Annotated in this window: 26 protein-coding genes; 11 read left to right on the top strand and 15 right to left on the bottom strand. The window is 65.2% G+C overall.

The window, feature by feature from the left end; translation table 11 throughout:
• Nucleotides 1–118 precede the first annotated feature (118 nt).
• Nucleotides 119–925 (top strand): Coq4 family protein, encoded by an 807-nt coding sequence (locus SARO_RS11355; RefSeq protein ID WP_011445900.1) that lies wholly within the window; start codon nucleotides 119–121, stop codon nucleotides 923–925.
• 56 nt (nucleotides 926–981) lie between these two features.
• Here SARO_RS11355 and purL read toward each other — a convergent pair whose 3' ends face one another.
• Both purL and SARO_RS11345 read right to left on the bottom strand, forming a co-directional pair.
• A complete protein-coding gene (gene purL / locus SARO_RS11350; RefSeq protein ID WP_011445899.1) occupies nucleotides 982–3141 on the bottom strand; it encodes a phosphoribosylformylglycinamidine synthase subunit PurL in 2160 nt (719 codons plus the stop codon).
• 39 nt (nucleotides 3142–3180) lie between these two features.
• The gene (locus SARO_RS11345; RefSeq protein ID WP_011445898.1) at nucleotides 3181–3579 is read right to left on the bottom strand and encodes a DUF2177 family protein; all 399 of its coding nucleotides are present in this window, start codon (nucleotides 3577–3579) and stop codon (nucleotides 3181–3183) included.
• A 73-nt stretch (nucleotides 3580–3652) separates the two neighbouring features.
• Between SARO_RS11345 and SARO_RS11340 the strand changes: the two genes are divergently transcribed.
• From SARO_RS11340 to SARO_RS11315, 6 genes are all read left to right on the top strand, one after another.
• The gene (locus tag SARO_RS11340) at nucleotides 3653–3904 is read left to right on the top strand and encodes an exodeoxyribonuclease VII small subunit (protein WP_011445897.1); all 252 of its coding nucleotides are present in this window, start codon (nucleotides 3653–3655) and stop codon (nucleotides 3902–3904) included.
• A gap of 11 nt (nucleotides 3905–3915) precedes the next feature.
• Complete coding sequence (locus SARO_RS11335; protein WP_011445896.1) at nucleotides 3916–4827, top strand: polyprenyl synthetase family protein; 912 nt, start codon at nucleotides 3916–3918, stop codon at nucleotides 4825–4827.
• Entirely contained in the window at nucleotides 4827–5339 is a 513-nt protein-coding gene (gene coaD, locus SARO_RS11330) for a pantetheine-phosphate adenylyltransferase (RefSeq protein WP_011445895.1), read from the top strand. The genes SARO_RS11335 and coaD overlap by 1 nt, the downstream gene beginning before the upstream one ends.
• Nucleotides 5340–5437: 98 nt before the next feature.
• On the top strand, nucleotides 5438–6136 hold the full coding sequence (locus SARO_RS11325; RefSeq protein WP_011445894.1) for a peptidylprolyl isomerase: 699 nt from the start codon (nucleotides 5438–5440) through the stop codon (nucleotides 6134–6136).
• A gap of 26 nt (nucleotides 6137–6162) precedes the next feature.
• Complete coding sequence (gene queA / locus SARO_RS11320; RefSeq protein WP_011445893.1) at nucleotides 6163–7191, top strand: tRNA preQ1(34) S-adenosylmethionine ribosyltransferase-isomerase QueA; 1029 nt, start codon at nucleotides 6163–6165, stop codon at nucleotides 7189–7191.
• Between the two features lie 62 nt (nucleotides 7192–7253).
• Complete coding sequence (locus tag SARO_RS11315; protein ID WP_011445892.1) at nucleotides 7254–8444, top strand: cytochrome P450; 1191 nt, start codon at nucleotides 7254–7256, stop codon at nucleotides 8442–8444.
• On the opposite strand, the gene SARO_RS11310 is transcribed toward SARO_RS11315, so the two are convergent.
• Nucleotides 8441–9211: a TSUP family transporter gene (locus SARO_RS11310; RefSeq protein ID WP_011445891.1), complete on the bottom strand. Its 771-nt coding sequence runs from the start codon at nucleotides 9209–9211 to the stop codon at nucleotides 8441–8443. The two genes, SARO_RS11315 and SARO_RS11310, sit on opposite strands and share 4 nt — an antisense overlap.
• A 63-nt stretch (nucleotides 9212–9274) precedes the next feature.
• On the opposite strand from SARO_RS11310, the gene tgt reads away from it, so the two are divergent.
• Nucleotides 9275–10399 (top strand): tRNA guanosine(34) transglycosylase Tgt, encoded by a 1125-nt coding sequence (gene tgt, locus SARO_RS11305; protein ID WP_011445890.1) that lies wholly within the window; start codon nucleotides 9275–9277, stop codon nucleotides 10397–10399.
• Here the strand turns inward: tgt and SARO_RS11300 are convergent.
• Together SARO_RS11300 and rpsD are read right to left on the bottom strand one after the other, a co-directional pair.
• Nucleotides 10396–10593 (bottom strand): hypothetical protein, encoded by a 198-nt coding sequence (locus SARO_RS11300; protein WP_041550304.1) that lies wholly within the window; start codon nucleotides 10591–10593, stop codon nucleotides 10396–10398. The two genes, tgt and SARO_RS11300, sit on opposite strands and share 4 nt — an antisense overlap.
• A 147-nt stretch (nucleotides 10594–10740) precedes the next feature.
• On the bottom strand, nucleotides 10741–11352 hold the full coding sequence (gene rpsD / locus SARO_RS11295; RefSeq protein WP_011445888.1) for a 30S ribosomal protein S4: 612 nt from the start codon (nucleotides 11350–11352) through the stop codon (nucleotides 10741–10743).
• Nucleotides 11353–11621: 269 nt separating this feature from the next.
• Between rpsD and SARO_RS11290 the strand changes: the two genes are divergently transcribed.
• Nucleotides 11622–11849, top strand: coding sequence for a chorismate mutase (locus SARO_RS11290; RefSeq protein WP_176929327.1), 228 nt, complete (start codon nucleotides 11622–11624; stop codon nucleotides 11847–11849).
• Here SARO_RS11290 and SARO_RS11285 read toward each other — a convergent pair.
• Genes SARO_RS11285 through rpiB form a run of 5 tightly spaced genes read right to left on the bottom strand, consistent with a single transcriptional unit; the run spans nucleotide 11846 to nucleotide 15050 of the window.
• Nucleotides 11846–12601 (bottom strand): RNA methyltransferase, encoded by a 756-nt coding sequence (locus SARO_RS11285; RefSeq protein ID WP_011445886.1) that lies wholly within the window; start codon nucleotides 12599–12601, stop codon nucleotides 11846–11848. The genes SARO_RS11290 and SARO_RS11285 overlap by 4 nt on opposite strands.
• Entirely contained in the window at nucleotides 12594–13073 is a 480-nt protein-coding gene (gene nrdR / locus SARO_RS11280; protein WP_011445885.1) for a transcriptional regulator NrdR, read from the bottom strand. Before nrdR ends, SARO_RS11285 begins: the two co-directional genes overlap by 8 nt.
• A gap of 4 nt (nucleotides 13074–13077) precedes the next feature.
• Nucleotides 13078–13284, bottom strand: a complete 207-nt coding sequence (locus SARO_RS11275) for a hypothetical protein (protein WP_011445884.1) — start codon at nucleotides 13282–13284, stop codon at nucleotides 13078–13080.
• 3 nt (nucleotides 13285–13287) lie between these two features.
• Nucleotides 13288–14598, bottom strand: a complete 1311-nt coding sequence (gene glyA, locus SARO_RS11270) for a serine hydroxymethyltransferase (RefSeq protein ID WP_011445883.1) — start codon at nucleotides 14596–14598, stop codon at nucleotides 13288–13290.
• Nucleotides 14599–14612: 14 nt separating this feature from the next.
• Nucleotides 14613–15050, bottom strand: coding sequence for a ribose 5-phosphate isomerase B (gene rpiB, locus SARO_RS11265; protein WP_011445882.1), 438 nt, complete (start codon nucleotides 15048–15050; stop codon nucleotides 14613–14615).
• Nucleotides 15051–15267: 217 nt separating this feature from the next.
• On the opposite strand from rpiB, the gene SARO_RS11260 reads away from it, so the two are divergent.
• Together SARO_RS11260 and SARO_RS11255 are read left to right on the top strand one after the other, a co-directional pair.
• Nucleotides 15268–16560, top strand: coding sequence for a flavin-dependent oxidoreductase (locus tag SARO_RS11260; RefSeq protein ID WP_011445881.1), 1293 nt, complete (start codon nucleotides 15268–15270; stop codon nucleotides 16558–16560).
• Nucleotides 16557–17012: a DUF3237 domain-containing protein gene (locus SARO_RS11255; RefSeq protein ID WP_011445880.1), complete on the top strand. Its 456-nt coding sequence runs from the start codon at nucleotides 16557–16559 to the stop codon at nucleotides 17010–17012. The genes SARO_RS11260 and SARO_RS11255 overlap by 4 nt, the downstream gene beginning before the upstream one ends.
• Here the strand turns inward: SARO_RS11255 and SARO_RS11250 are convergent.
• From SARO_RS11250 to SARO_RS11230, 5 genes are all read right to left on the bottom strand, one after another.
• On the bottom strand, nucleotides 17009–17833 hold the full coding sequence (locus tag SARO_RS11250) for an FkbM family methyltransferase (protein ID WP_011445879.1): 825 nt from the start codon (nucleotides 17831–17833) through the stop codon (nucleotides 17009–17011). The genes SARO_RS11255 and SARO_RS11250 overlap by 4 nt on opposite strands.
• A complete protein-coding gene (rpoD, locus tag SARO_RS11245) occupies nucleotides 17823–19826 on the bottom strand; it encodes an RNA polymerase sigma factor RpoD (RefSeq protein ID WP_011445878.1) in 2004 nt (667 codons plus the stop codon). The genes SARO_RS11250 and rpoD overlap by 11 nt, the downstream gene beginning before the upstream one ends.
• 62 nt (nucleotides 19827–19888) lie before the next feature.
• Nucleotides 19889–21754: a DNA primase gene (gene dnaG, locus SARO_RS11240; protein WP_011445877.1), complete on the bottom strand. Its 1866-nt coding sequence runs from the start codon at nucleotides 21752–21754 to the stop codon at nucleotides 19889–19891.
• Entirely contained in the window at nucleotides 21751–22071 is a 321-nt protein-coding gene (locus SARO_RS11235) for an endonuclease domain-containing protein (protein ID WP_234007353.1), read from the bottom strand. The genes dnaG and SARO_RS11235 overlap by 4 nt, the downstream gene beginning before the upstream one ends.
• A 210-nt stretch (nucleotides 22072–22281) precedes the next feature.
• Complete coding sequence (locus tag SARO_RS11230) at nucleotides 22282–22737, bottom strand: GatB/YqeY domain-containing protein (RefSeq protein WP_011445876.1); 456 nt, start codon at nucleotides 22735–22737, stop codon at nucleotides 22282–22284.
• Nucleotides 22738–22755: the final 18 nt, after the last annotated feature.

Raw genomic sequence — 22755 nt, 5'->3', positions numbered from 1 at the left:
CACCCCTTGGGCCGAGGCTAACATCACTGCTGCTTTCCCGCCAGCCGTGTTGACGAGGTATTTACACCAATGTTAGTATATTGAGGAATAGCAAGTGGGAGAACACGCCGTGAATGCAATGACCGGCGCGATAAATGCCGACCTTCCTCTTTATGACGAACGCCGCCCGGAAATGCGGATGCGGCCGCTCAAGGCCTGGCACCATTTCCGCAAGCTTCTGAGGGACAAGGAAAACACCGAAGAGGTATTCTACATTTTCGAGGCCTTGCCATGGCGTAACCTGCGCGCAAAGGCCGAGCGGTTCCTGCGCAGCGAGCGCGGACAGGCGCTTCGGGCGAAGGAACCCTATCTGCCCGCGATTCTCGACGATCACGCGGCGCTGCGGGCGATGCCCGCCGGTTCGCTTGCGCATGCCTACTGCGACTTCATGGAGCGGGAGGGGCTGAGCGCGCAGGGGCTGGTCGACGAGTTCGAGAAGTTTGCCAGCAAGCGCGAGCGCTTCGAGGACCAGTTCCTGTGGTATCTCAACCGGATGCGCGACGTGCACGACATGCTGCACGTGCTGACCGGCTATGGCCGCGATGCGCTGGGCGAGGCTTGCGTGCTGGCCTTCACCTATAGCCAGCAGCCGAGCCCCGCGCATCTTTTCATCGGCTATCTGGCGGGCATGAACATCAACAGGCAGACCCGCCGCAGCGCGCCGGTGCTGCGTGCGGTGCGCGAGGGCCAAAGGCTGGGGAAGGCCTGCCCGCGCCTGTGCGAGCAGTCGATCACGGAACTTCTGCCGCTTCCGATCGAAGAAGTGCGCAGGCGTCTCAACATCACGCCGGCGGAGCGTTATCGCGAAGCGCACACCATCTGGAGCGGCATGGGGATCGATCCCTATGACCTGCTGGGGAAGAACGCCTCCAAACTGGCGGCCTGACCGGGAGGACCGGCCTGCGCCCCGCCATTCGGGGGGCGCAGGTATGAAGGCCTGGCTTAGCCTTCCATCCAGTCGCGGAAGAAGGCCTCGTTTGCTTCGCGCAGCGCGGCGAGTTCGACGCCTGCAACCTGCGAGCCGCCGACCGTGCCGAGGCGGGTCGCACCTTCCAGCACTTCGCCCGCCCGCGTCGTGACGACGTAGCGCGACTGGTCTTCACCGAATGCGGCGGCGGTGGTGAGGGCGATGTCGAGGGTGCAGCCCTTGTTTCCGGCCAGCGCCATTTCGGTCAGCGCGACCAGAAGGCCACCGTCGGAAATATCGTGCACGGCGCTCAGCCTGCCGGCGGCGATCCATTCGCGGACCTGCTCGCCGTTCCTGCGCTCGACCGCCAGATCGACCGACGGTGCATCGCCATCCTCGCGGCCGTGGATTTCGCGCAGGTAGAGCGACTGACCAAGGTGGGTGCCTTCGCCGCCCACCAGCCAGATCGCATCGCCTTCATCCTTGAACGCGACCGTGGTCATCACTTCGTGGTCGAGCATCAGGCCGACGCCGCCGATGGCGGGCGTGGGCAGGATGGCCGAGCCGCCGCCGGTGGCCTTCGATTCGTTGTAGAGCGAGACGTTGCCCGAGACGATCGGGTAATCCAGCGCGCGGCACGCATCGCCCATGCCGTTCAGCGCCTGGACGATCTGGGCCATGATCTCGGGGCGCTGCGGGTTGGCGAAGTTGAGGCAATTGGTGATCGCCAGCGGACGCGCGCCCACCGCGCAGATGTTGCGCCACGTTTCCGCGACGGCCTGCTTGCCGCCTTCATAGGGATCGGCATAGCAATAGCGCGGCGTGCAGTCGGTGCTGATCGCGAGAGCCTTGCTGGTGCCGTGGATGCGCACGACCGCCGCATCTCCGCCGGACTTCTGCAGCGTGTCGGCGCCGACCTGGCTGTCGTACTGCTCGAAGATCCAGCGGCGGTTGGCGAGGTCGGGGCAGCCGATCAGCTTCACCAGATCCGCGCCAAGATCCGTGCTTTCCGGCACGGTGCCGAGCGGTGCGACATTGGCCCAGGCCTTGTAGTCGGCCAGCGAAAGGGCGGGGCGGTCATAGAGCGGGGCGTCTTCGGCAAGGGGGCCGAGCGGAATGTCGCAGACGGTTTCGCCCTGGAACTTCAGGACCATGTGGCCGGTGTCGGTCACTTCGCCGATCACCGCGAAGTCCAGCTCCCACTTGCGGAAGATGGCTTCGGCCATGGCTTCCTTGCCGGGCTTCAGGACCATGAGCATGCGCTCCTGGCTTTCCGAGAGCATCATCTCGTAAGGCGTCATGCCTTCTTCGCGGCACGGCACCTTGTCCATGTCGAGGATGATGCCGGCCTTGCCGTTGGTCGCCATTTCGACCGACGACGAGGTGAGGCCCGCAGCGCCCATGTCCTGGATGGCCACGATCGCGTCGGTCGCCATCAGTTCGAGGCAGGCCTCGATCAGCAGCTTCTCGGTGAAGGGGTCGCCTACCTGCACGGTCGGGCGCTTCTCGTCGGACTTCTCGTCGAAGTCGGCCGAGGCCATGGTCGCGCCGTGGATGCCGTCGCGCCCGGTCTTGGAGCCGACGTAGACGATCGGGTTACCGAGGCCGGTGGCGGCCGAATAGAAGATCTTGTCGGTGTCCGCCACGCCAACGGTCATCGCGTTGACGAGGATGTTGCCGTCATAGGCCTTGTGGAAGTTGGTCTCGCCACCCACCGTCGGCACGCCGACGCAGTTGCCGTAGCCGCCGATGCCCGCGACGACGCCCTGCACGAGGTGCTTCATCTTCGGGTGATCCGGGCGGCCGAAGCGCAGGGCGTTCATGTTCGCCACCGGGCGGGCGCCCATCGTGAACACGTCGCGCAGGATGCCGCCGACGCCCGTCGCCGCGCCCTGGTAGGGTTCGATGTACGACGGGTGGTTGTGGCTCTCCATCTTGAAGATGGCGGCCTGGCCATCGCCGATGTCGATCACGCCAGCGTTCTCGCCGGGCCCGCAGATCACCCAGGGGGCCGAAGTCGGCAGTTTCTTGAGGTGGATGCGGCTCGACTTGTAGGAGCAATGCTCCGACCACATGACCGAGAAGATGCCGAGCTCGACAAGGTTCGGCTCGCGCCCGAGCGCGTGCAGCACGCGCTGGTATTCTTCCTCGGACAGCCCATGGGCGGCGACGACATCAGGAGTGATCTGAGACATGGCGCGCGCCTTAGCGATGTGGCGCGCAAGAGGCTAGTCCTAACCGGCGAACCTGAGTGTGAACCAGGTGGCGGCGGTGGCGGCGACCATCGTGGCGAACGTGCCCCAGGCAACGTCTATGATGGTAAGGTGGACCGGCCAGCGCGCGAGCACTGCCTGGCTGGTCAGATCGTAGGTCATGTAGCACATCGCGCCGAGCAGCGCGCCGTTGAGAGCGGCTGCTCCGAGGCCCTGCGTGAGCCCCGGCCTGATCGCGAACCAGACCATGCCTGCAAGATAGATAGCATAGAAGACCAGCGCCGGAGCCGGGCGGAAAGCCGGGGCAAGGAGATCGCCGAGTGCGGGCCGGTAGAGATTCGGGCCGGCCCATCCAAGCCAGGCCGCATCGAGCGCCCCGAAAACCACGGCGGCGGCGACGTAGGCCATTACATAGGACATGGCACTTCGTACCTCCCGGGAAGATGCGCATCGAAGCTTGACCATGCGTTCCCGCGCCGTCAATGCTGCCCCAATGGGAACCGTACCTGAACTGGCCAGTCTCAGCTTCGAAGAGGCTCTGAAGGAACTCGAGAACGTCGTCAGGCGACTGGAGAGCGGGGAAGCACCGCTCGACGAGTCGATCGAACTCTATGCCCGCGGAGACGCGCTGCGCGCGCATTGCCAGGCCCGCCTCGATGCGGCGCAGGCGCGAATCGAAGCGATCGTGGCCGACCGTGACGGCAAGGCCCAAGGCCTTCGTCCGTTCGACGAAACCGTCGGTTGAGCGATAACGCCATGTCGGCTGACACGTCGGAAGGACCGGGCCTCCTCAAGCCAGCCCTTGCGGCTATCGCCGAGGACATCGACCGCAGCTTCGACCTGCTGCTGCCGGTCCCGGGCGACCCGCGCGACCGGCTGGTCGAAGCCATGCGCTATGCGGCCATTGGTGGCGGCAAGCGGCTGCGCCCGTTGCTGGTCTGCGCGACCGGCGCCCTGCACGGCGTTTCGCGCGAGGCGGCGGTGCGGGTCGGCACGGCGATCGAGGCCATCCACGTCTATTCGCTGATCCACGACGACCTGCCCTGCATGGACAATGACGGGCTGCGCCATGGCAAGCCCACCGTCCACGTGGCGTTCGACGATGCAACCGCGGTGCTGGCCGGCGATGCCCTGCACGACTTCGCTTTCGAAGTGTTGTCCGATCCCGCGACCAGCGGCGACCCTTTCACGCGGATCGAACTGATCCGCACGCTTGCCACCGCGAGCGGCATGAACGGCATGTGCGGCGGGCAGATGATGGACATCGTCGCCGAGACTTCCAGTTTCGACCTGCCCACCGTGACCCGGCTCCAGCAGCTCAAGACGGGCGCATTGCTGGGCGCATCTGTGGAACTGGGCGCGATCCTTGGGAAGGTGCCGCCCGAAGGGCGCACCCATCTGCGTGGCTATGCGCGCGACATCGGCCTTGCCTTCCAGATCGCGGATGACCTGCTCGACGCCGAAGGCGACGAAGCCGCCGCCGGCAAGGCGCTGCGCAAGGACGCCGCGCAGGGCAAGGAGACCTTCCTGTCGCTGCTGGGCGCCGATCGCGCTCGTGAACAGGCCCGACTGCTGGTGAACCAGGCGGTCGAACATCTTGCAAGCTATGGTCCCGAAGCGGACCTGCTGCGCGAACTTGCGCGCTTCATCGTGGAGAGGAACCACTGATGGCCGAACGTATCGGCGTATACCCCGGAACTTTCGATCCGATCACGCTCGGGCATCTCGACATCATCCGTCGCGGCGCCAAGCTGGTCGACAAGCTGATCATCGGCGTGACTACCAACCCGTCGAAGAACCCGATGTTCACCCCGGACGAGCGCATGGACAGCGTCCGTCGCGAAGTGGCGGCGCAAGGCATCGACAATGTCGAGGTCGTCGGCTTCAACGCGCTGCTGATGAAGTTCGCGCGTGCGCAGGGCGCCAGCGTGATCGTGCGCGGGCTGCGGGCCGTCGCCGACTTCGAGTACGAATACCAGATGGCCGGCATGAACCAGCAGCTCGATGCCGAGATCGAGACGGTATTCCTCATGGCGGACGTCAGCTTGCAGCCGATCGCGTCAAAGCTGGTCAAGGAAATCGCGCTGTTCGGTGGCGACATTTCCGACTTCGTGACGCCCACTATCCGCGACGAGGTGGTTGCCCGCGTGGACAGTATCGGGCGGCTGGGCGACTACTGACGCAGGAGGGCGGGCCTCTCGCCCGCGGCACTCGTTCATTGCAGTGACAGCGCGTCCGGCCTATTGGCGGCGCAACCTATCCGGAGTTCCACCTTATCATGGTTTCGCGCTTTCTTTCCGCACTTGCGCTTGGCGCTGCCCTGATCGCGTCGCCGGTGGCGGCGCAGGACAAGCCGGCAGACGCTGCCAAGGATGCACCCGCCGCGGCCACCGTCCAGAAGGCGATCCCTTATTCCGTGAACAGCGACCAGTCGGTCGATCGCGAGAACATCCTCTATCTCGACCTGTCGAACGGCGGGCGTGTCGCTATCCGGCTGATGCCGGAATGGGCGCCGAACCACGTGGAGCGGATCAAGACGCTGGCGCGCCAGGGCTTCTACAACGGGATCGCGTTCCATCGCGTCATTGACGGCTTCATGGCGCAGACCGGCGACCCGACCGGAACCGGGCAGGGCGGTTCACAGCTTCCTGACCTGACCGCGGAATTCAATTCGATCCCGCACGTGCGCGGTTCGGTCTCGATGGCCCGCACGAACGAGCCGAACACCGCGAACAGCCAGTTCTTCATCGTGTTCTATCCACGCTTCGCGCTTGACCACAAGTACACCAACTTCGGTCGCGTGATTGCCGGCATGGATTATGTCGATGCCATCGCACGGGGCGAACCGCCGGCAAGCCCGACCAAGATCGTCCAGGCATCGATCGCGGCAGACGACAAGCCCGTTCCCGCACCGGCAGCGCCGGCGGCACCGGCTGCGATCACTGCCGACATGCTGAGCAATTCGAAGTCGAACTGAGCCAGGTTTGGCGCTAGGGCGCGCCCATGCGCGTTGATCTCTTCGACTTCGAACTGCCGTCCGAAAACATCGCCCTGCGTCCGGCACGGCCTCGCGATTCCGCGAGGTTGCTTGGCGTCGGCCGCGATGGCCCGTTCCGCGATCTCATCGTGCGGGACCTGCCGGACCTGCTGAACCCCGGCGATGTTCTGGTGTTCAACGACACCCGCGTGATACCCGCACAGCTCGAAGGACAGCGCGGCGAAGCGCGGGTCGGCGCGACTCTGCACAAGCGCATCGACCTGCGCCGCTGGCAGGCCTTCGTGCGCAATGCCAAGCGCCTGCGCGAGGGCGACGTGATCCAGTTCGGGGCCGGTGTCACCGCAACCGCTGAAATGCGCCTGCCGGACGGAAGCTGGACGCTGTTCTTCCCGGGCGAGGAACCGGTGGAGGTTCTCCTCGAACGCGCTGGCCGCATGCCGCTGCCGCCCTATATCGCGGGCAAGCGGCCGACCGACGAGCAGGACCGCGAAGACTATCAGACGATGTTCGCGGCCAAGGACGGAGCGGTTGCCGCGCCAACCGCCGCGCTCCACTTCACCCCGTCGCTGATGGAAGCGCTGGCGGCGCGCGGCGTGGCAACCGAGACGCTGACGCTGCACGTGGGTGCTGGCACGTTCCTCCCGGTCAAGGCCGACGACACGCAGGACCACCAGATGCATGCCGAGTGGGGCACCATCGACGCTGCCACCGCAGATCGGCTCAACGCAGCCCGAGCCGCCGGCAAACGCGTGATCGCGGTCGGCACCACCAGCTTGCGCCTGCTCGAAAGCGCTACGGGAGAGGACCGGGTAATCCGTCCGTTCGAGGGCGACACTTCGATCTTCATTACCCCGGGATATACATTCCGCGCGATCGACGGGCTGATGACCAACTTCCACCTGCCCAAGTCGACCCTGTTCATGCTGGTCAGTGCGCTGATGGGTCTCGATCGCATGCAGGCAGCCTATGCCCACGCCATTGCCGGAGGCTACCGCTTCTACTCCTACGGGGATTCGAGCCTGCTCCTGCCATAAAGCGCAGTTTCGATAAGGCCTGCACCCGGTAGCCTGCCTCCAAACACAAGTGGGAGCAGGGCATGATACCGGCACACGTTCCGGCCGACCGGGTGGTCGATTTCGACATCTTCAATCCGCCGGGCGTGGAACAGGACTACTTCGCAGCCTGGAAGACCCTGCTCGATGGGCCGGGGCTGGTCTGGAGCACGGCCAACGGCGGGCACTGGATCGCCGCGCGTGGCGATGTGGTGCGCGAACTGTGGGGAGATGCGGAGCGGCTCTCCAGCCAGTGCCTTGCCGTTACGCCCGGCCTTGGCAAGGTCATGCAGTTCATCCCTCTCCAGCAGGACGGGGCGGAGCACAAGGCCTTCCGCACGCCGGTGATGAAGGGGCTCGCCTCGCGCTTCGTGGTGGCGCTCGAGCCGAAGGTCCAGGCGGTTGCGCGCAAACTCATGGAAAGCCTGCGCCCGCGCGGATCGTGCGATTTCGTCAGCGATTTTGCCGAGATCCTGCCCCTCAACATCTTTCTGACGCTGATCGACGTGCCGCTGGAAGACCGTCCGCGCCTGCGCCAGCTGGGCGTGCAGCTTACCCGCCCCGATGGCTCGATGACGGTGGAGCAATTGAAGCAGGCCGCCGACGACTACCTCTGGCCCTTCATCGAGAAGCGGATGGCCCAGCCGGGCGACGACCTGTTCAGCCGCATTCTCTCGGAACCGGTGGGCGGACGTCCGTGGACGGTCGACGAGGCGCGGCGGATGTGCCGCAACCTGCTGTTCGGCGGGCTTGATACCGTGGCCGCAATGATCGGCATGGTCGCGCTGCATCTTGCACGCCATCCCGAGGACCAGCGGCTTCTGCGGGAAAGGCCAGACCTGATCCCGGCGGCGGCCGACGAACTGATGCGCCGCTACCCGACCGTTGCCGTCAGCCGCAACGCGGTGGCCGATGTGGACGCCGATGGCGTTACCATCCGCAAGGGTGACCTCGTCTACCTGCCCAGCGTGCTGCACAACCTTGATCCGGCGAGTTTCGAGGCGCCCGAGGAAGTGCGCTTCGACCGGGGTCTCGCGCCGATCCGCCACACCACGATGGGGGTGGGTGCGCATCGTTGCGTCGGGGCGGGACTGGCGCGGATGGAGGTGATCGTGTTCCTGCGCGAATGGCTTGGCGGAATGCCCGAATTCGCGCTGGCCCCGGACAAGGCGGTGACGATGAAGGGGGGCAACGTCGGCGCTTGCACGGCGCTGCCTCTGGTCTGGCGGGCCTAGGTCGAAAACCAGCCCCACACCAGCCGCACCGTCAGCCCGATGCTTACCACCACGAGCAAAGGGCGGATGACCTTTGCGCCGAACTTGGTGGCGTAGTGCGAGCCGATCCACGCGCCGGTCATGGCGCCGGCGCCCATGCACAGGCCGAGTATCCACATGGCCTGGCCGCCGATGGTGAACACGATCACGCTGGCCAGGTTGCTGGTGACGTTGAGGTACTTGGTCAGGCCGGTCGCCCGCGTGAGGCCAAGCCCGCGCAGCCCGACGAGCGTCGTCGCGAAAAACTGGCCAGCGCCCGGACCGAAGAAGCCGTCGTAGAAGCCGACCCCTGCGCCGACCGGGACATAGCCCCGCTCGCTCAGATGCCCGTGGCGGTCGTGGTCGCTCATGTTGGGGGAGAGCACGGTGTAGAGTGCTACCGCGATCAGCAGGACCGGGACGACCAGCTTCAGGACATCGGCGCTGAGGCGCTGGATCGCGAGCGACCCCGCCATGGCGCCGAGGAAGACCACGGCAGCCGTGGGCGCGCTTGCACGAAAGCTGAACAGGCCGGCGCGGTGATAGCGCCATGTGGCCATTGCCGTTCCGCACATCGACTGGACCTTGTTGGTGCCAAGCACCACGTGCGGCGGCAGGCCCGTGGTCAGCAGGACCGGCATCATCACCAGCCCGCCGCCGCCCGCCACCGCGTCGATGAAGCCTGTCAGGACCGCGACGAGGGTCAGGGCCGGATAGAACCACAGGTCGAGATGTGCAGGTTCGAGCATTTGCGCCCATTGCCGATTGCGCCTAAGGGCCGCAACATTCTTTTTGCCGAGCGCCTGACCCAGATGACCCGTTTTTCGTTCAAGATCCACGCCACCGACGGCAAGGCCCGTACCGGTGCCATCCAGATGATGCGCGGCGAGATTCGCACGCCTGCGTTCATGCCGGTTGGTACCGCCGCCACCGTCAAGGCGATGAAGGTCGAGGACGTGCGGGCTTCGGGTGCGGACATAATCCTCGGCAACACCTATCACCTGATGCTGCGCCCAGGGGCCGAGCGCGTCGCGCGGCTTGGCGGTCTGCACAAGTTCATGGGTTGGGACCGCCCGATCCTTACCGACAGCGGCGGCTATCAGGTGATGAGCCTGTCCGACCTGCGCAAGATCACCGAGGAGGGGGTGACCTTCGCCAGCCACCTCGACGGCTCGCGCCACCTGCTCAGCCCGGAACGGTCGATGGAGATCCAGCGCCTGCTCGGCTCCGACATCGTCATGTGCTTCGACGAATGTCCGCGAGCCGATCAGCCGCGCGAGGTGATCGCGAGGTCGATGGAAATGTCGATGCGTTGGGCGAGGCGCAGCCGCGACGCGTTCGACGCGGGCGGGGAACATGCGGAACGCTCCGCACTCTTCGGCATCCAGCAGGGCGCTCTCGACGAAGGGTTGCGCAAGACCAGCGCCGATGCGCTGACCGACATCGGGTTCGATGGCTATGCGATCGGAGGCCTTGCTGTGGGCGAGGGGCAGGAGGCGATGTTCGCCACGCTCGATTTCGCGCCCCAGCAGCTACCCGCTGATCGGCCGCGCTATCTCATGGGTGTCGGCAAGCCCGACGACCTGGTGGGCGCGGTGGAGCGCGGCGTCGACATGTTCGATTGCGTCCTGCCGACGCGTTCCGGGCGCAATGGCCAGGCCTTCACCTGGAACGGCCCACTGAACATGCGCAACGCCCGCCATGCCGAGGACACCGGCCCGCTCGACGAACGTTGCCCGTGCCCGACCTGTACGAAGTACAGCCGGGCATACCTGCATCACCTGCACAAGTCGGGCGAGATGCTTGGGGCCATGCTGCTGACCGAACACAACCTGTGGTTCTACCAGCAGCTCATGGCTGGGATGCGCGCGGCGATTGCCGAAGGTCGGTTCGCCGCCTTTGCCGCTGACTTCCGCCGCGACTACTTCGCGCGTTAGGCCGCGATCTCTTGCGGCCCGTCGGCAAGATCGGGCTCGCTCACTTCCAGCCGCGTATCCTTGTACGCATAGAACGTGCCCGTTCGCTCGTCCCGAAAGCCGGCGCCGATGGCGAAGGCCTGGCGCTGTGCCGTGACGAGATCGGAGTACCATTTGCCGGTGCGGTGGGGGGTGACAAAGCGATAGAGGGACATGTCTTCCCAATGGCTTCGCACGATGTCAGTTCCCTGACACGGCGCAAATTTCGCCCCTGAAATCAAACGTGACAGCCTGTTTACCGACGCGAAAAAGGCGGAGCTTGCGCCCCGCCTTCTGCGTGTTCCGAACGGATCGGAAACCGATCAGCGCGAATAGAATTCGACGACCAGGTTCGGTTCCATCTTCACCGGATAGGGCACTTCGTCCAGCGTCGGAACGCGGGTGAAGGTCACCTTGTCGCCGTCGGCGGCGACATAGTCGGGAACTTCGCGCTCGGGCAGGGCCTGGGCTTCGGCGATCAGGGCCATTTCCTTGGCCTTCTTGCCGAGGCTGACCACGTCACCGGGGCGCACGCGACGCGAGGCGATGTTGCACTTCACGCCGTTGACGTAGATGTGGCCGTGGGACACGACCTGGCGGGCCGAGAAGATCGTCGGCGCGAACTTGGCGCGGTAGACGACCATGTCGAGGCGCTGCTCGAGCAGACCGATCAGGTTCTGACCGGTGTCGCCCTTCATCTTCGACGCTTCCTGGTAGGTGCGCTTGAACTGCTTTTCGGTCACGTCGCCGTAGTAGCCCTTGAGCTTCTGCTTGGCGCGGAGCTGGATGCCGAAGTCCGACACCTTGCTCTTGCGACGCTGGCCATGCTGGCCGGGACCGTACGAACGACGGTTCACCGACGACTTGGGACGGCCCCAGATGTTCTCGCCAAGGCGGCGGTCAATCTTGTACTTCGATGCCTTGCGCTTCGACATGCGCTGCATTCCTTCAACTTGCGTGCGCCGGCAACGCGCCGGTGCTTCTGGACCCGGAACCGCACCATCCCGCCAGTTGCAGGATGCGGCCGCCGCTTCACCGGGTGTGCGGAGCCAATTGCGAAGCGCGGCCAAGAACAGACATTTGCGCCTTTGTCAAGGCGACCGGGCATAGACAGCGCCGGTAAATTCAGGTGCTATCCGATACGATGCACGACAGGCCGCCTCGTATCGAACTCTGCCAGCCTCCGGAACCCGGTTCCGGAAGTGTGGAGGCGATCGACCAGCAGATACTTTTTCTGCTTTCCCAAAGGTTTGGTCTGGCGCGCGAGCATGATCAAGTTGCTCTGCAAAACGACGACGCCCGGACGGCGCAACTTGCCTCGATTCGTCGCAAGGCCTTCGAGCTCGGCATCCCCGTCAGTCTTGTGACCGATTTCTGGGACCGGATGCTCGATGCTTCTGCCGCGATGCGTGAACAGGCCAGAAAAACCTAGTCCGTCGAATCGCCGGGGCGGGAGCCCGGCTTCCGGCGCAAAGCGCTAAGCACGCCGCGCATGGTGCGGACTTCCAGATGGTTCCAGCCCGGCTTGGTCAGCATGGTGCGCAACGTGCGGCGGGTGGACGCGGCGCGGCTCTCCGGTTCGAAGTAACCGCGCGGTTCCAGCATCGTGCAGAGTTGTTCGAACATGCCCTCGAACTCCTCCTGCGGCGCAGGGGGCAGCATGTCCTCCACGGTCGGCTGCACGAGATCGACGTGCTTCGACCATTCGTAGGCGCACAGGATCACCGCCTGCGCGAGGTTGAGCGATCCGAACTCCGGATTGATCGGCACGGTCACGATCGCACGGGCCAGCGCCACGTCATCGGTCTCGAGGCCCGAACGTTCAGGCCCGAAGATTATCGCGCTGCGCCCCGACGCGGAAACGATGTCCCTGGCGGCCTGTTCGGGTGTCAGCACCGGCTTCGTCACGCCGCGCTTGCGGACTGTCGTGGCATAGACGTGGCTGCAATCGGCAACGGCTTCGGCAAGCGTCGGGAAGACCTGGGCCCTTTCAAGCACAATGTCCGCGCCTGCCGCGGCGGGGCCGGCGGAAGGATTGGGCCAGCCATCGCGCGGCGAGACGAGGCGCATCTCGGCAAGGCCGAAGTTGAGCATTGCGCGCGCGGCCTTGCCGATGTTTTCGCCAAGCTGCGGCCGAACCAGGACGATTACCGGGTGGCGCGCGGCGCCTTCTGCCTCATTCACCGCCTGAAACCTCGTGCACGCTCATTTCCTGCACGCTGCTGGCGAACTCCTCAAAGTCGCGTGCTTCTGTGAAGTCGCGATAGACGCTGGCGAAGCGGATATAGGCCACGCTATCGAGCTGGCGCAGACCTTCCATCACCATTTCGCCGATGACCTTCGACGCCACTTCCGCGTCGCCCATCGTTTCGATCTGGCGCTGGATGCCGGAAACGAGCTGGTCCAGCCGCTCCTGGTTGACCGGACGCTTGCGACAGGCAAGCGCGACCGACTGCTCGATCTTGGAGCGGTCGAACGGTTCCCGGCGCTCACCGCTCTTCACCACCACGACTTCGCGCAGTTGGACGCGCTCGAAGGTGGTGAAGCGTGCCCCGCAACCCTCGCACTGGCGGCGCCGGCGGATCGAGGTGTTGTCCTCGCTCGGCCGGCTGTCCTTTACCTGGCTGTTGTCATGGGCGCAGAATGGGCAACGCATCAGGTTATCGGCTGATCCGCTTCCAGAACATGAACCCCGCCCCGGCGACGATGCCGAGCGGGATCGAAACGACCGGGAGAACCGCACCGGCCACAGCGCCGATCGCGGCGCCCGTCAGCACCGGCTTGGTCGACGGATGGGCCATGCCCTGCTTGGCCATGGCGGAGAACTCCTCCTTGGCACGGGTGGCGAGGTCGTCACGGTCGTTCATCGCTCAAAGCTCCGGATAGATCGGGAACTGCGCGCAAAGCTCGGCGACACGGTCGCGCACGCGCTGTTCCACCTGACCATCGCCCTCTTCGCCGTTGCGTGCAAGGCCATCGACCACTTCACCGATCAGTGCGCCGATCTTGCGGAACTCTTCCTCGCGGAAACCGCGCGTCGTGCCCGCCGGGGTGCCGAGGCGGATGCCCGACGTGACGAAGGGCGAGCGCTTGTCGAAGGGGACGCCGTTCTTGTTGCAGGTCAGCCAGGCGCGGTCGAGCCCCTTCTCGGCGGCCTTGCCCGTCACGTCCTTGGCAGAAAGATCGACCAGCATCAGGTGGTTGTCGGTCCCACCCGAGACGACCGAAAGGCCGGCGTCCTTGACCGCTTCGGCCAGCGCGCGGGCGTTGGCGACGATCTGCGCGGCATAGGCCTTGAATTCAGGACGCAGCGCTTCGCCAAACGCGACCGCCTTTGCCGCGATCACGTGGACTAGCGGGCCGCCCTGCATGCCGGGGAACACCGCCATGTTGAACTTCTTCGCCAGATCCTCGTCGTTGGTCAGGATGATGCCCGAACGCGGACCGCGCAGCGACTTGTGCGTCGTGCTGGTCACGACATGGGCGTGCGGGAAGGGCGAGGGGTGCGCACCGCCAGCGACGAGGCCGGAGAAGTGCGACATGTCGACCAGCAGCCAGGCGCCCACTTCATCGGCGATCTCGCGGAAGCGCTTGAAATCCCACACGCGCGAATATGCAGTGCCGCCTGCGATGATCAGCTTGGGCTTGTTCTCGCGGGCAAGGCGGGCAACCTCGTCCATGTCGATCAGGTGATCGTCGGCGCGCACGCCATAGGGGATCGGCTTGAACCACTTGCCGCTCATGTTGACCGGCGAACCGTGCGTCAGGTGGCCGCCCGAATTGAGGTCGAGGCCCATGAAGCTGTCGCCAGGCTGAAGCAGCGCGAGGAACACGGCCTGGTTCATCTGGCTGCCCGAGTTGGGCTGGACGTTGGCGAAGTTGCAGCCGAACAGCTTCTTCGCGCGCTCGATCGCGAGGTTTTCGACCACGTCTGCATATTCGCAGCCGCCGTAGTAGCGCTTGCCCGGATAGCCTTCGGCGTACTTGTTGGTGAAGACCGAACCGGTCGCTTCAAGCACGGCCAGGCTGGTGATGTTCTCGGACGCGATCAGTTCGATCTTGGTCTGCTGGCGCTTCAGCTCGCCACGGATCGCGGCGAAGACTTCGGCGTCTGCGGTCTCGAGATGTTCGGTGAAGAAGCCGGCTTTACGGATTTCCGGCGCTGCGGTGGCAGTGGTCATCTCTCGGGGCTCCTTCAGATCGCGGGATTGGAAAGCTTTTCGACGCGGCCCGCATGGCGGCCTCCGCCGAATTCGGTGGAAAGGAAAGCGTCGAGGCAGGCCTTCGCCATGTCCTCGCCGGTAAGCCGCGCGCCCATCGCGATGACGTTCGCATCGTTGTGTTCGCGGGCAAGCGCCGCCGAAAGCGGTTCGGATACCAGTGCGCAGCGGCAGGCCGGGTTGCGGTTCACCGCGATCGAGATGCCGATGCCCGATCCGCAAAGCGCGACACCGAAGTCGGCGATACCCTCGGCCACGACCGAAGCAAGCTTGTAGCCATAATCGGGGTAGTCGACGCGGTCGGCGGTTTCCGGCCCGAGGTCGGCAACTTCGTGGCCGAGATCGATCAGGTATTCGCGCAGTGTCGACTTGAGGTCGACGGCGGCGTGATCGGAAGCGATGGCGATACGCATGGGATCCGTTTCGACAGCAGTTGTGCAGGGATTCGTTCGCGGCCCCATAAGCTCTTGCAGCGCAACAAGCCACCGCAAATCGCCGCTGCGAATCTGCACCTTCGGGCTCATCGTAACAGGTGTGAACGTCGTTGCGGCCTGCGCGATTGCCAGCGGGAGCCCGCGCGGTTAGACGCCCACGCGCGTGGGCGGTTGAACCGGAAGGCGAAAGTGATCGATGTCGCAGGATAAAGTGCTGATTGCCGGTGGCGGCATCGGAGGACTCGCGCTTGCGCTGACGCTCCACCAGATCGGCGTCGAATGCACCGTGTTCGAAAGCGTGCGCGAGCTTCGCCCGCTTGGCGTCGGCATAAATCTCCAGCCCAATGCGGTGCGCGAACTGGAAGACCTCGGCATCGGCGAGGCCGAGATGGACAAGGTCGGCATTCCCGCCCGCGAGTGGGCGCTGGTCGGCCTCAACGGGCGCGAGATATATGCCGAGCCGCGCGGCAAGCTCGCCGGCTACAACTGGCACCAGTATGCGGTCCATCGCGGCGAATTCCACATGATGCTCTATCGCACGGTGATCGAGCGGCTGGGCCCGGATGCGGTGCGCCTGGGACGGAAGGTTACGGGGTATCGCAAAGAGGCCGACGGTTCGGTTGTCGCGCTTGTCGAAGGTGCAGATGGCGAACGTTCGGAAGTGCCGGGCAGGCTGCTGATCGGCGCCGATGGCATCCATTCGTCGGTTCGCGCGCAGATGCACCCCGGGCAGCCGCCTATCCGATGGGGCGGCACAATCATGTGGCGCGGGACGGCCAAGGGCGTGCCGATCCGCACCGGCTCCTCGTTCGTCGGCCTTGGCACCAGTCGTCACCGCGTCGTGCTCTACCCGATCTCGCACCCTGACGAGCACGGTCTCTCGGACATCAACTGGATCGCCGAGCAGACATACGACACCGATCATGACTGGACGAAGTCCGGCTGGTTTCGCCCGGTCGAACTGTCTGAATTCGCCCACGAATTCGATGGCTTCGTCTATGATTGGCTCGACTTGCCCGAACTTCTCGCCAAGTCGGATGTCGCCTACGAGAATCCGATGATCGACCGCGATCCGCTTCCCACCTGGGTCGATGGCCCGGTGGCGCTGATCGGCGATGCGGCGCACCCAATGTATCCCACCGGCTCCAACGGCGCCTCGCAGGCGATCATGGATGCGCGGATGCTGGGCCGCATCCTCATTGAGCGGGGCGTGACGAGCGAAGCGCTGAATACCTTCGACGAGGAGTTCTGCGGACCGATCGGTCAGGTCGCCATGCGCAACCGTGGCGCCGGTCCGTTCGGCCTGCTCAACATGGTGGACGAGCGCTGCGGCGGCCAGTTCGAGGATATCGACGCGGTCATCCCCGCCGACGAGCGCAGCGCCTTCATGCTCGCCTACAAGCAGGCGGCGGGGTTCGCCAAGGACCGTCTCAACGCCGCGCCGCGCACCATACCCGAAGGCGCCCGCGTCACCCGGGAGCCTGCATGACCATCGCACTCGAACACGCGACCGACCTTGTCGTGGAGCTTTCGCCCCCGCGCGAGATGGGCGAATGTCCGCCCGGCACCCGGCGAATCATTCCGATCGTTGGTGGTACGGCCAGCGGCCCGCTCCTGTCCGGCCGCATCCTGCCCATCGGGGCGGACTGGCAGACCGTGCTGGCGGGCGGAATCGCCGACCTGGACGCGCGCTATGCCATCGAGATGGCCGATGGCGCGGTGATCGAGGTCGTGAGCCAGGGCATCCGCCACGCCTCGGCCGAAGTCCACGCCCGCATTGCCTCGGGCGAACAGGTCGATCCGTCCGAATACTACATGCGCACCGCGATCCGCCTCGAGACCGGGCACCCCGCCCACGACTGGGTCAATCGTGCGCTGTTCCTCGCAAAGGGCGGCAAGGTCGGCAACACGGTACGGCTGTCGGTCTACAAGGTGGGCTAGCCGAGCAGCGCCTTGTGCTGCGGGCCAAGGAAGATCGCGTTGTTTCGCGTGAGGTCGCCCGCCACGAGCTTTCGTCCGTTCCAACCGTGCGCCGCAAGGCCCAGCCTTGCCAGAGCCGCGACGACCGCTTCGGAAGGGCGCTCCACGATCACCACTGGCTTGTGGGCCGCGATGGTTCTTATCCCGCCGGCGATAACCTGTCCCTCGAAGCCCTGGACGTCGATCTTGATGACATCTGGCGCAATGCCGAGCGCGTCCAGCCGCTCGACCTTCACCTCGTGCGTATCGATGGTGAGGTGCGCCGGCGAAAAGCGTGCCATGCGGCGCGGATCGAGCCACGCGGCTGCTGCTTCCCTGTCGAGCGAGGCGATCCCGTCGTAGACGTATCCGCGATAGCGCGGCACGTGGATAAGCTGTTGGCCCCGGTCCAGCCCGAGCCCCATCTCCAGCACTTCCACAGAGCCGCCGGGCGGATACTTCCTGCGAAGGCGTTCCGCTAGAAAGGGGATGGGCTCGACCGTGACGATGCGCTGCGGGCGGGCGTAGCGTTGCAGGGCAACGACGCTCTGGCCCCAATTTCCCCCGACATCGAGCGCGAGGCCGACCGGCGCCAGCCGTGAAAGCAGCCGGATCTCGGCGTCGGCGAACAGGCCCAGCCGTCGCGTCGCCATGTTGTAGAAGTCGAACTTCGCCGCGCGGATCGCCGGGAAGTGGGTCTGCAGGTCGCGCAGTTCGCGGCGCAGCAGGCGAAGCGGCAGGGCTTCGGGCCGATACCCCCGGATCAGGCTGTCCTGTCCGGGGGCGGCGACGTCATTGGTCAAGGAACGAGCGCATCTTGCGGCTGCGGCTCGGGTGCTTGAGCTTGCGCAGCGCCTTCGCCTCGATCTGGCGGATACGTTCGCGGGTGACCGAGAACTGCTGGCCGACTTCCTCGAGCGTGTGGTCGGTGTTCATGCCGATGCCGAAGCGCATGCGCAGCACGCGTTCCTCGCGCGGGGTGAGGCTGGCAAGAACGCGGGTGACCGTTTCCTTGAGGTTCGCCTGGATCGCGGCGTCCACCGGGATGATCGCGTTCTTGTCCTCGATGAAATCGCCCAGATGCGAATCTTCCTCGTCACCGATCGGCGTTTCGAGAGAGATCGGCTCCTTGGCGATCTTCATCACCTTGCGGACCTTTTCGAGCGGCATCGACAGACGCTCGGCCATTTCCTCGGGCGTTGGCTCGCGGCCCTGCTCGTGCAGGAACTGGCGGCTGGTGCGGACCAGCTTGTTGATCGTCTCGATCATGTGGACCGGGATACGGATCGTGCGAGCCTGGTCGGCGATCGAGCGCGTGATCGCCTGCCTGATCCACCACGTGGCGTAGGTCGAGAACTTGTAGCCGCGGCGGTACTCGAACTTGTCGACCGCCTTCATCAGGCCGATGTTGCCTTCCTGGATCAGGTCGAGGAACTGCAGGCCGCGGTTCGTGTACTTCTTGGCAATCGAGATCACGAGGCGCAGGTTGGCCTCGACCATTTCCTTCTTGGCGATGCGTGCCTCGCGCTCGCCCTTCTGGACCATGTTCACGATGCGGCGGAATTCGCCCAGCGACATGCCGGTGGCCGAGGCGATGTCCGATATCTCGGCACGGATGCGCTCGACCGGGGTCGCCTCGTTGGCCGCGAACGCCGCCCAGCGCTTGTCGCGCCCGGCAAGGCCCTGCAACCAGCCATCGTCAAGCTCGCGCCCGACGTACATGTCGAGGAAGTCCTTGCGCGGCACTTTGTGGCGTTCGGCGAGGCGCAGCATCTGCCCGCCCAGCGTCGTCAGCCTGCGGTTGAACGCATAGAGGTTGTCGACGAGGTATTCGATCTTCGAGGCGTGGAACTGGACCGATTCCACCTGTGCCGTCAGGTCTTCGCGCAGCTTCTGGTACTGCGTTTCCCTCGCGGCCGGGAAATCGTTGCCCATGCCGAGCGCATTGAGGCGTTCAGCCTGGATCTTCTCGAACTGGCGGAACAGCGAAGTGATTTCCGCGAAACGCTCCAGCGCCGCAGGCTTGAGCTGGGCTTCCATCTGGGCGAGGCTGAGGGTGTTGTCCTCTTCCTCTTCCTCGGCCGGACGCGCGCGGCGTTCGCGCAGTTCGTCGTCCTCGTCGTCAGCGGTTTCCTCCTCCTCGATGTCCTCTTCCTCCTTGAAGGTGGGACCGGCGGTGGCTTCGCTGATTTCGGGCTCGGCTTCCTCGCCGTCCTCGGAGAGGTTCTCGGGCTGCGGCTCCTTGGAAAGCATCGCGTCGAGATCGAGGATCTCGCGCAGTTGCATTTCCCCGGCGTTGAGCGCCTCGGACCACTGGATGATCGCGTGGAAGGTGATCGGGCTTTCGCAAAGGCCCATGATCATCGTGTCGCGGCCGGCCTCGATGCGCTTCGCGATCGCGATTTCGCCCTCGCGGCTGAGCAGTTCCACCGCGCCCATTTCGCGCAGGTACATGCGGACCGGGTCGTCGGTGCGCTCGACCGTTTCCTTGCGCTTGATGACGTCGGGGCGGTCCTCGACCGTCTCGGCCTCGTCGAGTTCGTCGTCCTGCGCACGCTCTTCAGGATCGACGGCATCTTCATCGCTCTCGACGATGTTGACGCCCATCTCCGAGATCGCGGCCATGATGTCCTCGATCTGCTCGGAGGACATCTGGTCCTGGGGCAGGGCCTCGTTCAGCTCGTCATAGGTGATGATGCCGCGCCGCTTGGCGCGGGCGATCAGCTTCTTGATCGATGCATCGTTGAGGTCGATCAGCGGAGCATCGCCGCTGTCGGTCTTGTCGTTCGAAGCCATTTAACCCCGGTACCACCATCTAGAGCCGGGTCTTGGCGGACCCGGGTTGCGCGTTCGTATAATTATAACGCAGCACGAGCACGGCCCATTTGCCCCAAACGGGCACGCAATGCCATACTCCGCGCGCGCAATCTTTGCTGTTCGGCAAAGTTTTCGTCGGAAAGCTCGGTTTCGGCGCGTCTCGTGGCCTCTGCCAGCGCCTCTTCCACCGCCGGCCACTCGACCAGGATGGCGACTGCTTCGGCAAGTTCATCCGCTGCCGAATCACCGCTACCGGTCAGAAAGCCGAATCGCATTCCGGCGTAGTCCTGCGCCGACGGGAGCCGAAGCCCTCGTTCCAGCAATATGGGGCGCAGCGCTTCGCTTTCAAGCGGTTGCACGCCATCCGAGAGGACCAGCAGGGCGTCGATCAGCGCGCAGGTGGCCGGATCGTCCGGTCGAAGCCTGGCAAGCGAATCGGCGTGGCGGGCAATCTGTTGCGGATGGCGCAGCAGTCCGTCCAGCACCGCGGCCAGCAGGCTCGTGCTTGGCCCGGTCCCGATTCGCAGCATCTTTGCCTTGTCCTGCTCGGCAAGCGGCGGCGGCGCGGGCTTCCACGGCTGTCCCTTGCCACGGGCCGCCGATCCGCCCTGCCGGGGCTGGAACGGCGCGCGCTCCTTGCGGGCAAAGGCAAGTTCGCCGAATCGCTCTGTCAGCTCGCGACGGTACAGCGATTTGATGTCGGGATGCTGGATGGTCTCGCAATGGGCGAGCAACCGCGCCTTGAGCCCGGCCTTGTCCTCCGGAGTCGCGAGCGGCGCGGCATCGCGCTCCACTTCCCACAGCACGTCGACGAGGCTGCGCGCCCCGTCGAGCAGCGCTTCCATCGCCGCCGGACCCTGCTTCTTAACGACGTCGTCCGGGTCCATTCCCTGCGGCAGAGTCACGATGCGAAGCGAATGGCCGGGGCGGAGCAGGGGAAGGGCGCGGGTAATCGCCCGCATCGCCGCGCGCTGCCCGGCGGCATCGCCGTCGAAGCAAAGCGTCGGTGTTTCCACCAGCCGCCACAGCCGCTCGATCTGGTGCTCGGTCAGCGCGGTGCCCAGCGGCGCCACCGCCTCACCGATGCCCGCGGCCGCAAGTGCGACCACGTCCATGTACCCTTCGACCACCACCACGCGCCCGTTCTGGCGCGAGGCGGGGCCGGCGCGGTGGAGATTATAGACCGTCCGCCCCTTGTCGAAGAGCGGCGTGTCGGGCGAATTGAGGTATTTGGGGGCGTCGGTCTTTTCCGCCGTCAGGATGCGTCCGCCGAACGCTATCACCCGTCCGCGCGGATCTAGGATCGGCAGCATCAGGCGGCCCCGGAACCGGTCGTAGGGCTCCTTGCCTTCCACGACGATGCGCAGGCCTGCCTCGATCAGCATTTCGTCCGGAAACCCGGACAGCGCCTCCTTCAGGGCGGTGCGGCTGTCCGGTGCGAAGCCGAAGCCGAAATCCCGAACGATTCCAGCCGGAAACCCGCGCGAGGCCAGATAGCGCCGCGCCTCGGTCCCGCGCTCCTCGCCAAGGCAGCGCACGAAGAAATCCTGCGCTGCCTGCATCACGTCGTGCAGCGACTTCTGCTGCTCCGCCCGTTTCGCCGCGCGCGGATCGGGGGCAGGGACTTCCATGCCTGCCTGCAGCGCCAGTTCCTTCACTGCCTCCATGAACGGGAGGCCCTGGTGATCGGTCATCCAGCGAATGGCATCCCCATGCGCGCCGCAGCCGAAGCAGTGATAGAAACCTTTCTCGTCGTTGATCGTGAAGCTGGGCGTCTTCTCGTTATGGAACGGGCAACAGGCCTTGAACTCCCGCCCCGCCTTCTGGACGCGAACCGAACGCCCGATCAGCCCCGACAGCGAGATGCGGGTGCGGAGTTCGTCCAGCCATTGCGGGGTGAGGGTCATGTGGTCTCGCCGCCGCGGTGCGCGCGGGTCCGCAAACGCCCCTCCCGCCTGAGGGAGGGGCCGGGGGAGGGAATGTTGTCCAACGTTTGCCCGATCACCTGCAACACCCCGTCAATGTTCTCGATGACCTCGTTATTCCAGAACCGGATCACGCGATATCCCCGTTCGTTGAGAAACCGCGTGCGCCGTTCATCAAATTCGACCGCGCTGGCATGCTGGCCGCCATCCAGTTCGATCACCAGCCGCTTTTCCCGTGAAACGAAATCGCAAATGTACTGGCCCACCGGAAACTGGCGGTCGAAGCGGACGCCGTTCATCTCTCCGCGCGGAGAGATGCGGCCATAGCTTCCGTTCTGCCTCGGTGGCGTTCAGGCGCAACTCGCGGGAGCGGGCCGTCGGGGGTGAATAAACTTTGTCGTTGGCCCGAAACCAGGCACGATCAAAGTCTCGGTCCTGGTCCCAACTGGTTCCGTCGGCCAACATGCCCTCCCCCAGCCCCTCCCGCAGGCGGGAGGGGAGCTAACGTGTCAGCCGGCCAGCGCAGCCTTCACCAGCCCGCTTGCCTTGCCCATGTCGAGCTGAGTGCCGTGTTTCGCCTTGAGCGCCGCCACGACCTTGCCCATGTCCTTCATGCCTGCCGCACCGGTCTCGGCGATGATCGCGGCGATGGCCGCCTTGGTGTCGTCCTCGCTCATCTGCTGCGGCAGGAATTCCTCGATCACCGCCAGCTCGGCCTTTTCCACGTCAGCCAGTTCCTGTCGGCCGCCCTGTTCGTAGAGCGTGATCGATTCGCGGCGCTGCTTGGCCATCTTCTGGAGGACGTCGGTGACGAGCACGTCGTCCTCCGGCACGGCCGACGCGGTACGCAGTTCGATGTCCTTGTCCTTGAGCTTGGCAAGGATGAGGCGGACGGCGGCGAGACGGGGCTTGTCGCCAGACTTCATGGCGGCCACCTGCGCGGCCTTGATCGTGTCGCGGATCATGTAAACGTATTTCCTGTG

The organism is Novosphingobium aromaticivorans DSM 12444, assembly GCF_000013325.1.
In the GTDB taxonomy this organism is placed as follows: Bacteria; Pseudomonadota; Alphaproteobacteria; order Sphingomonadales; family Sphingomonadaceae; genus Novosphingobium; species Novosphingobium aromaticivorans.
Note: the sequence above shows the minus strand (reverse complement) of the source record. Positions and strands in the feature narration are given on the sequence as shown.

What these genes read in the sequence shown, in the direction of transcription:
- SARO_RS11355 (WP_011445900.1), top strand. Translation starts at nt 119, where the DNA reads ATGACCGGCGCGATAAATGCCGACCTTCCTCTTTATGACGAACGCCGC.
- purL (WP_011445899.1), bottom strand. Translation starts at nt 3,141, where the DNA reads ATGTCTCAGATCACTCCTGATGTCGTCGCCGCCCATGGGCTGTCCGAG.
- SARO_RS11345 (WP_011445898.1), bottom strand. Translation starts at nt 3,579, where the DNA reads ATGTCCTATGTAATGGCCTACGTCGCCGCCGCCGTGGTTTTCGGGGCG.
- SARO_RS11340 (WP_011445897.1), top strand. Translation starts at nt 3,653, where the DNA reads ATGGGAACCGTACCTGAACTGGCCAGTCTCAGCTTCGAAGAGGCTCTG.
- SARO_RS11335 (WP_011445896.1), top strand. Translation starts at nt 3,916, where the DNA reads ATGTCGGCTGACACGTCGGAAGGACCGGGCCTCCTCAAGCCAGCCCTT.
- coaD (WP_011445895.1), top strand. Translation starts at nt 4,827, where the DNA reads ATGGCCGAACGTATCGGCGTATACCCCGGAACTTTCGATCCGATCACG.
- SARO_RS11325 (WP_011445894.1), top strand. Translation starts at nt 5,438, where the DNA reads ATGGTTTCGCGCTTTCTTTCCGCACTTGCGCTTGGCGCTGCCCTGATC.
- queA (WP_011445893.1), top strand. Translation starts at nt 6,163, where the DNA reads ATGCGCGTTGATCTCTTCGACTTCGAACTGCCGTCCGAAAACATCGCC.
- SARO_RS11315 (WP_011445892.1), top strand. Translation starts at nt 7,254, where the DNA reads ATGATACCGGCACACGTTCCGGCCGACCGGGTGGTCGATTTCGACATC.
- SARO_RS11310 (WP_011445891.1), bottom strand. Translation starts at nt 9,211, where the DNA reads ATGCTCGAACCTGCACATCTCGACCTGTGGTTCTATCCGGCCCTGACC.
- tgt (WP_011445890.1), top strand. Translation starts at nt 9,275, where the DNA reads ATGACCCGTTTTTCGTTCAAGATCCACGCCACCGACGGCAAGGCCCGT.
- SARO_RS11300 (WP_041550304.1), bottom strand. Translation starts at nt 10,593, where the DNA reads ATGTCCCTCTATCGCTTTGTCACCCCCCACCGCACCGGCAAATGGTAC.
- rpsD (WP_011445888.1), bottom strand. Translation starts at nt 11,352, where the DNA reads ATGTCGAAGCGCAAGGCATCGAAGTACAAGATTGACCGCCGCCTTGGC.
- nrdR (WP_011445885.1), bottom strand. Translation starts at nt 13,073, where the DNA reads ATGCGTTGCCCATTCTGCGCCCATGACAACAGCCAGGTAAAGGACAGC.
- SARO_RS11275 (WP_011445884.1), bottom strand. Translation starts at nt 13,284, where the DNA reads ATGAACGACCGTGACGACCTCGCCACCCGTGCCAAGGAGGAGTTCTCC.
- glyA (WP_011445883.1), bottom strand. Translation starts at nt 14,598, where the DNA reads ATGACCACTGCCACCGCAGCGCCGGAAATCCGTAAAGCCGGCTTCTTC.
- rpiB (WP_011445882.1), bottom strand. Translation starts at nt 15,050, where the DNA reads ATGCGTATCGCCATCGCTTCCGATCACGCCGCCGTCGACCTCAAGTCG.
- SARO_RS11260 (WP_011445881.1), top strand. Translation starts at nt 15,268, where the DNA reads ATGTCGCAGGATAAAGTGCTGATTGCCGGTGGCGGCATCGGAGGACTC.
- SARO_RS11255 (WP_011445880.1), top strand. Translation starts at nt 16,557, where the DNA reads ATGACCATCGCACTCGAACACGCGACCGACCTTGTCGTGGAGCTTTCG.
- rpoD (WP_011445878.1), bottom strand. Translation starts at nt 19,826, where the DNA reads ATGGCTTCGAACGACAAGACCGACAGCGGCGATGCTCCGCTGATCGAC.
- dnaG (WP_011445877.1), bottom strand. Translation starts at nt 21,754, where the DNA reads ATGACCCTCACCCCGCAATGGCTGGACGAACTCCGCACCCGCATCTCG.
- SARO_RS11235 (WP_234007353.1), bottom strand. Translation starts at nt 22,071, where the DNA reads ATGAACGGCGTCCGCTTCGACCGCCAGTTTCCGGTGGGCCAGTACATT.
- SARO_RS11230 (WP_011445876.1), bottom strand. Translation starts at nt 22,737, where the DNA reads ATGATCCGCGACACGATCAAGGCCGCGCAGGTGGCCGCCATGAAGTCT.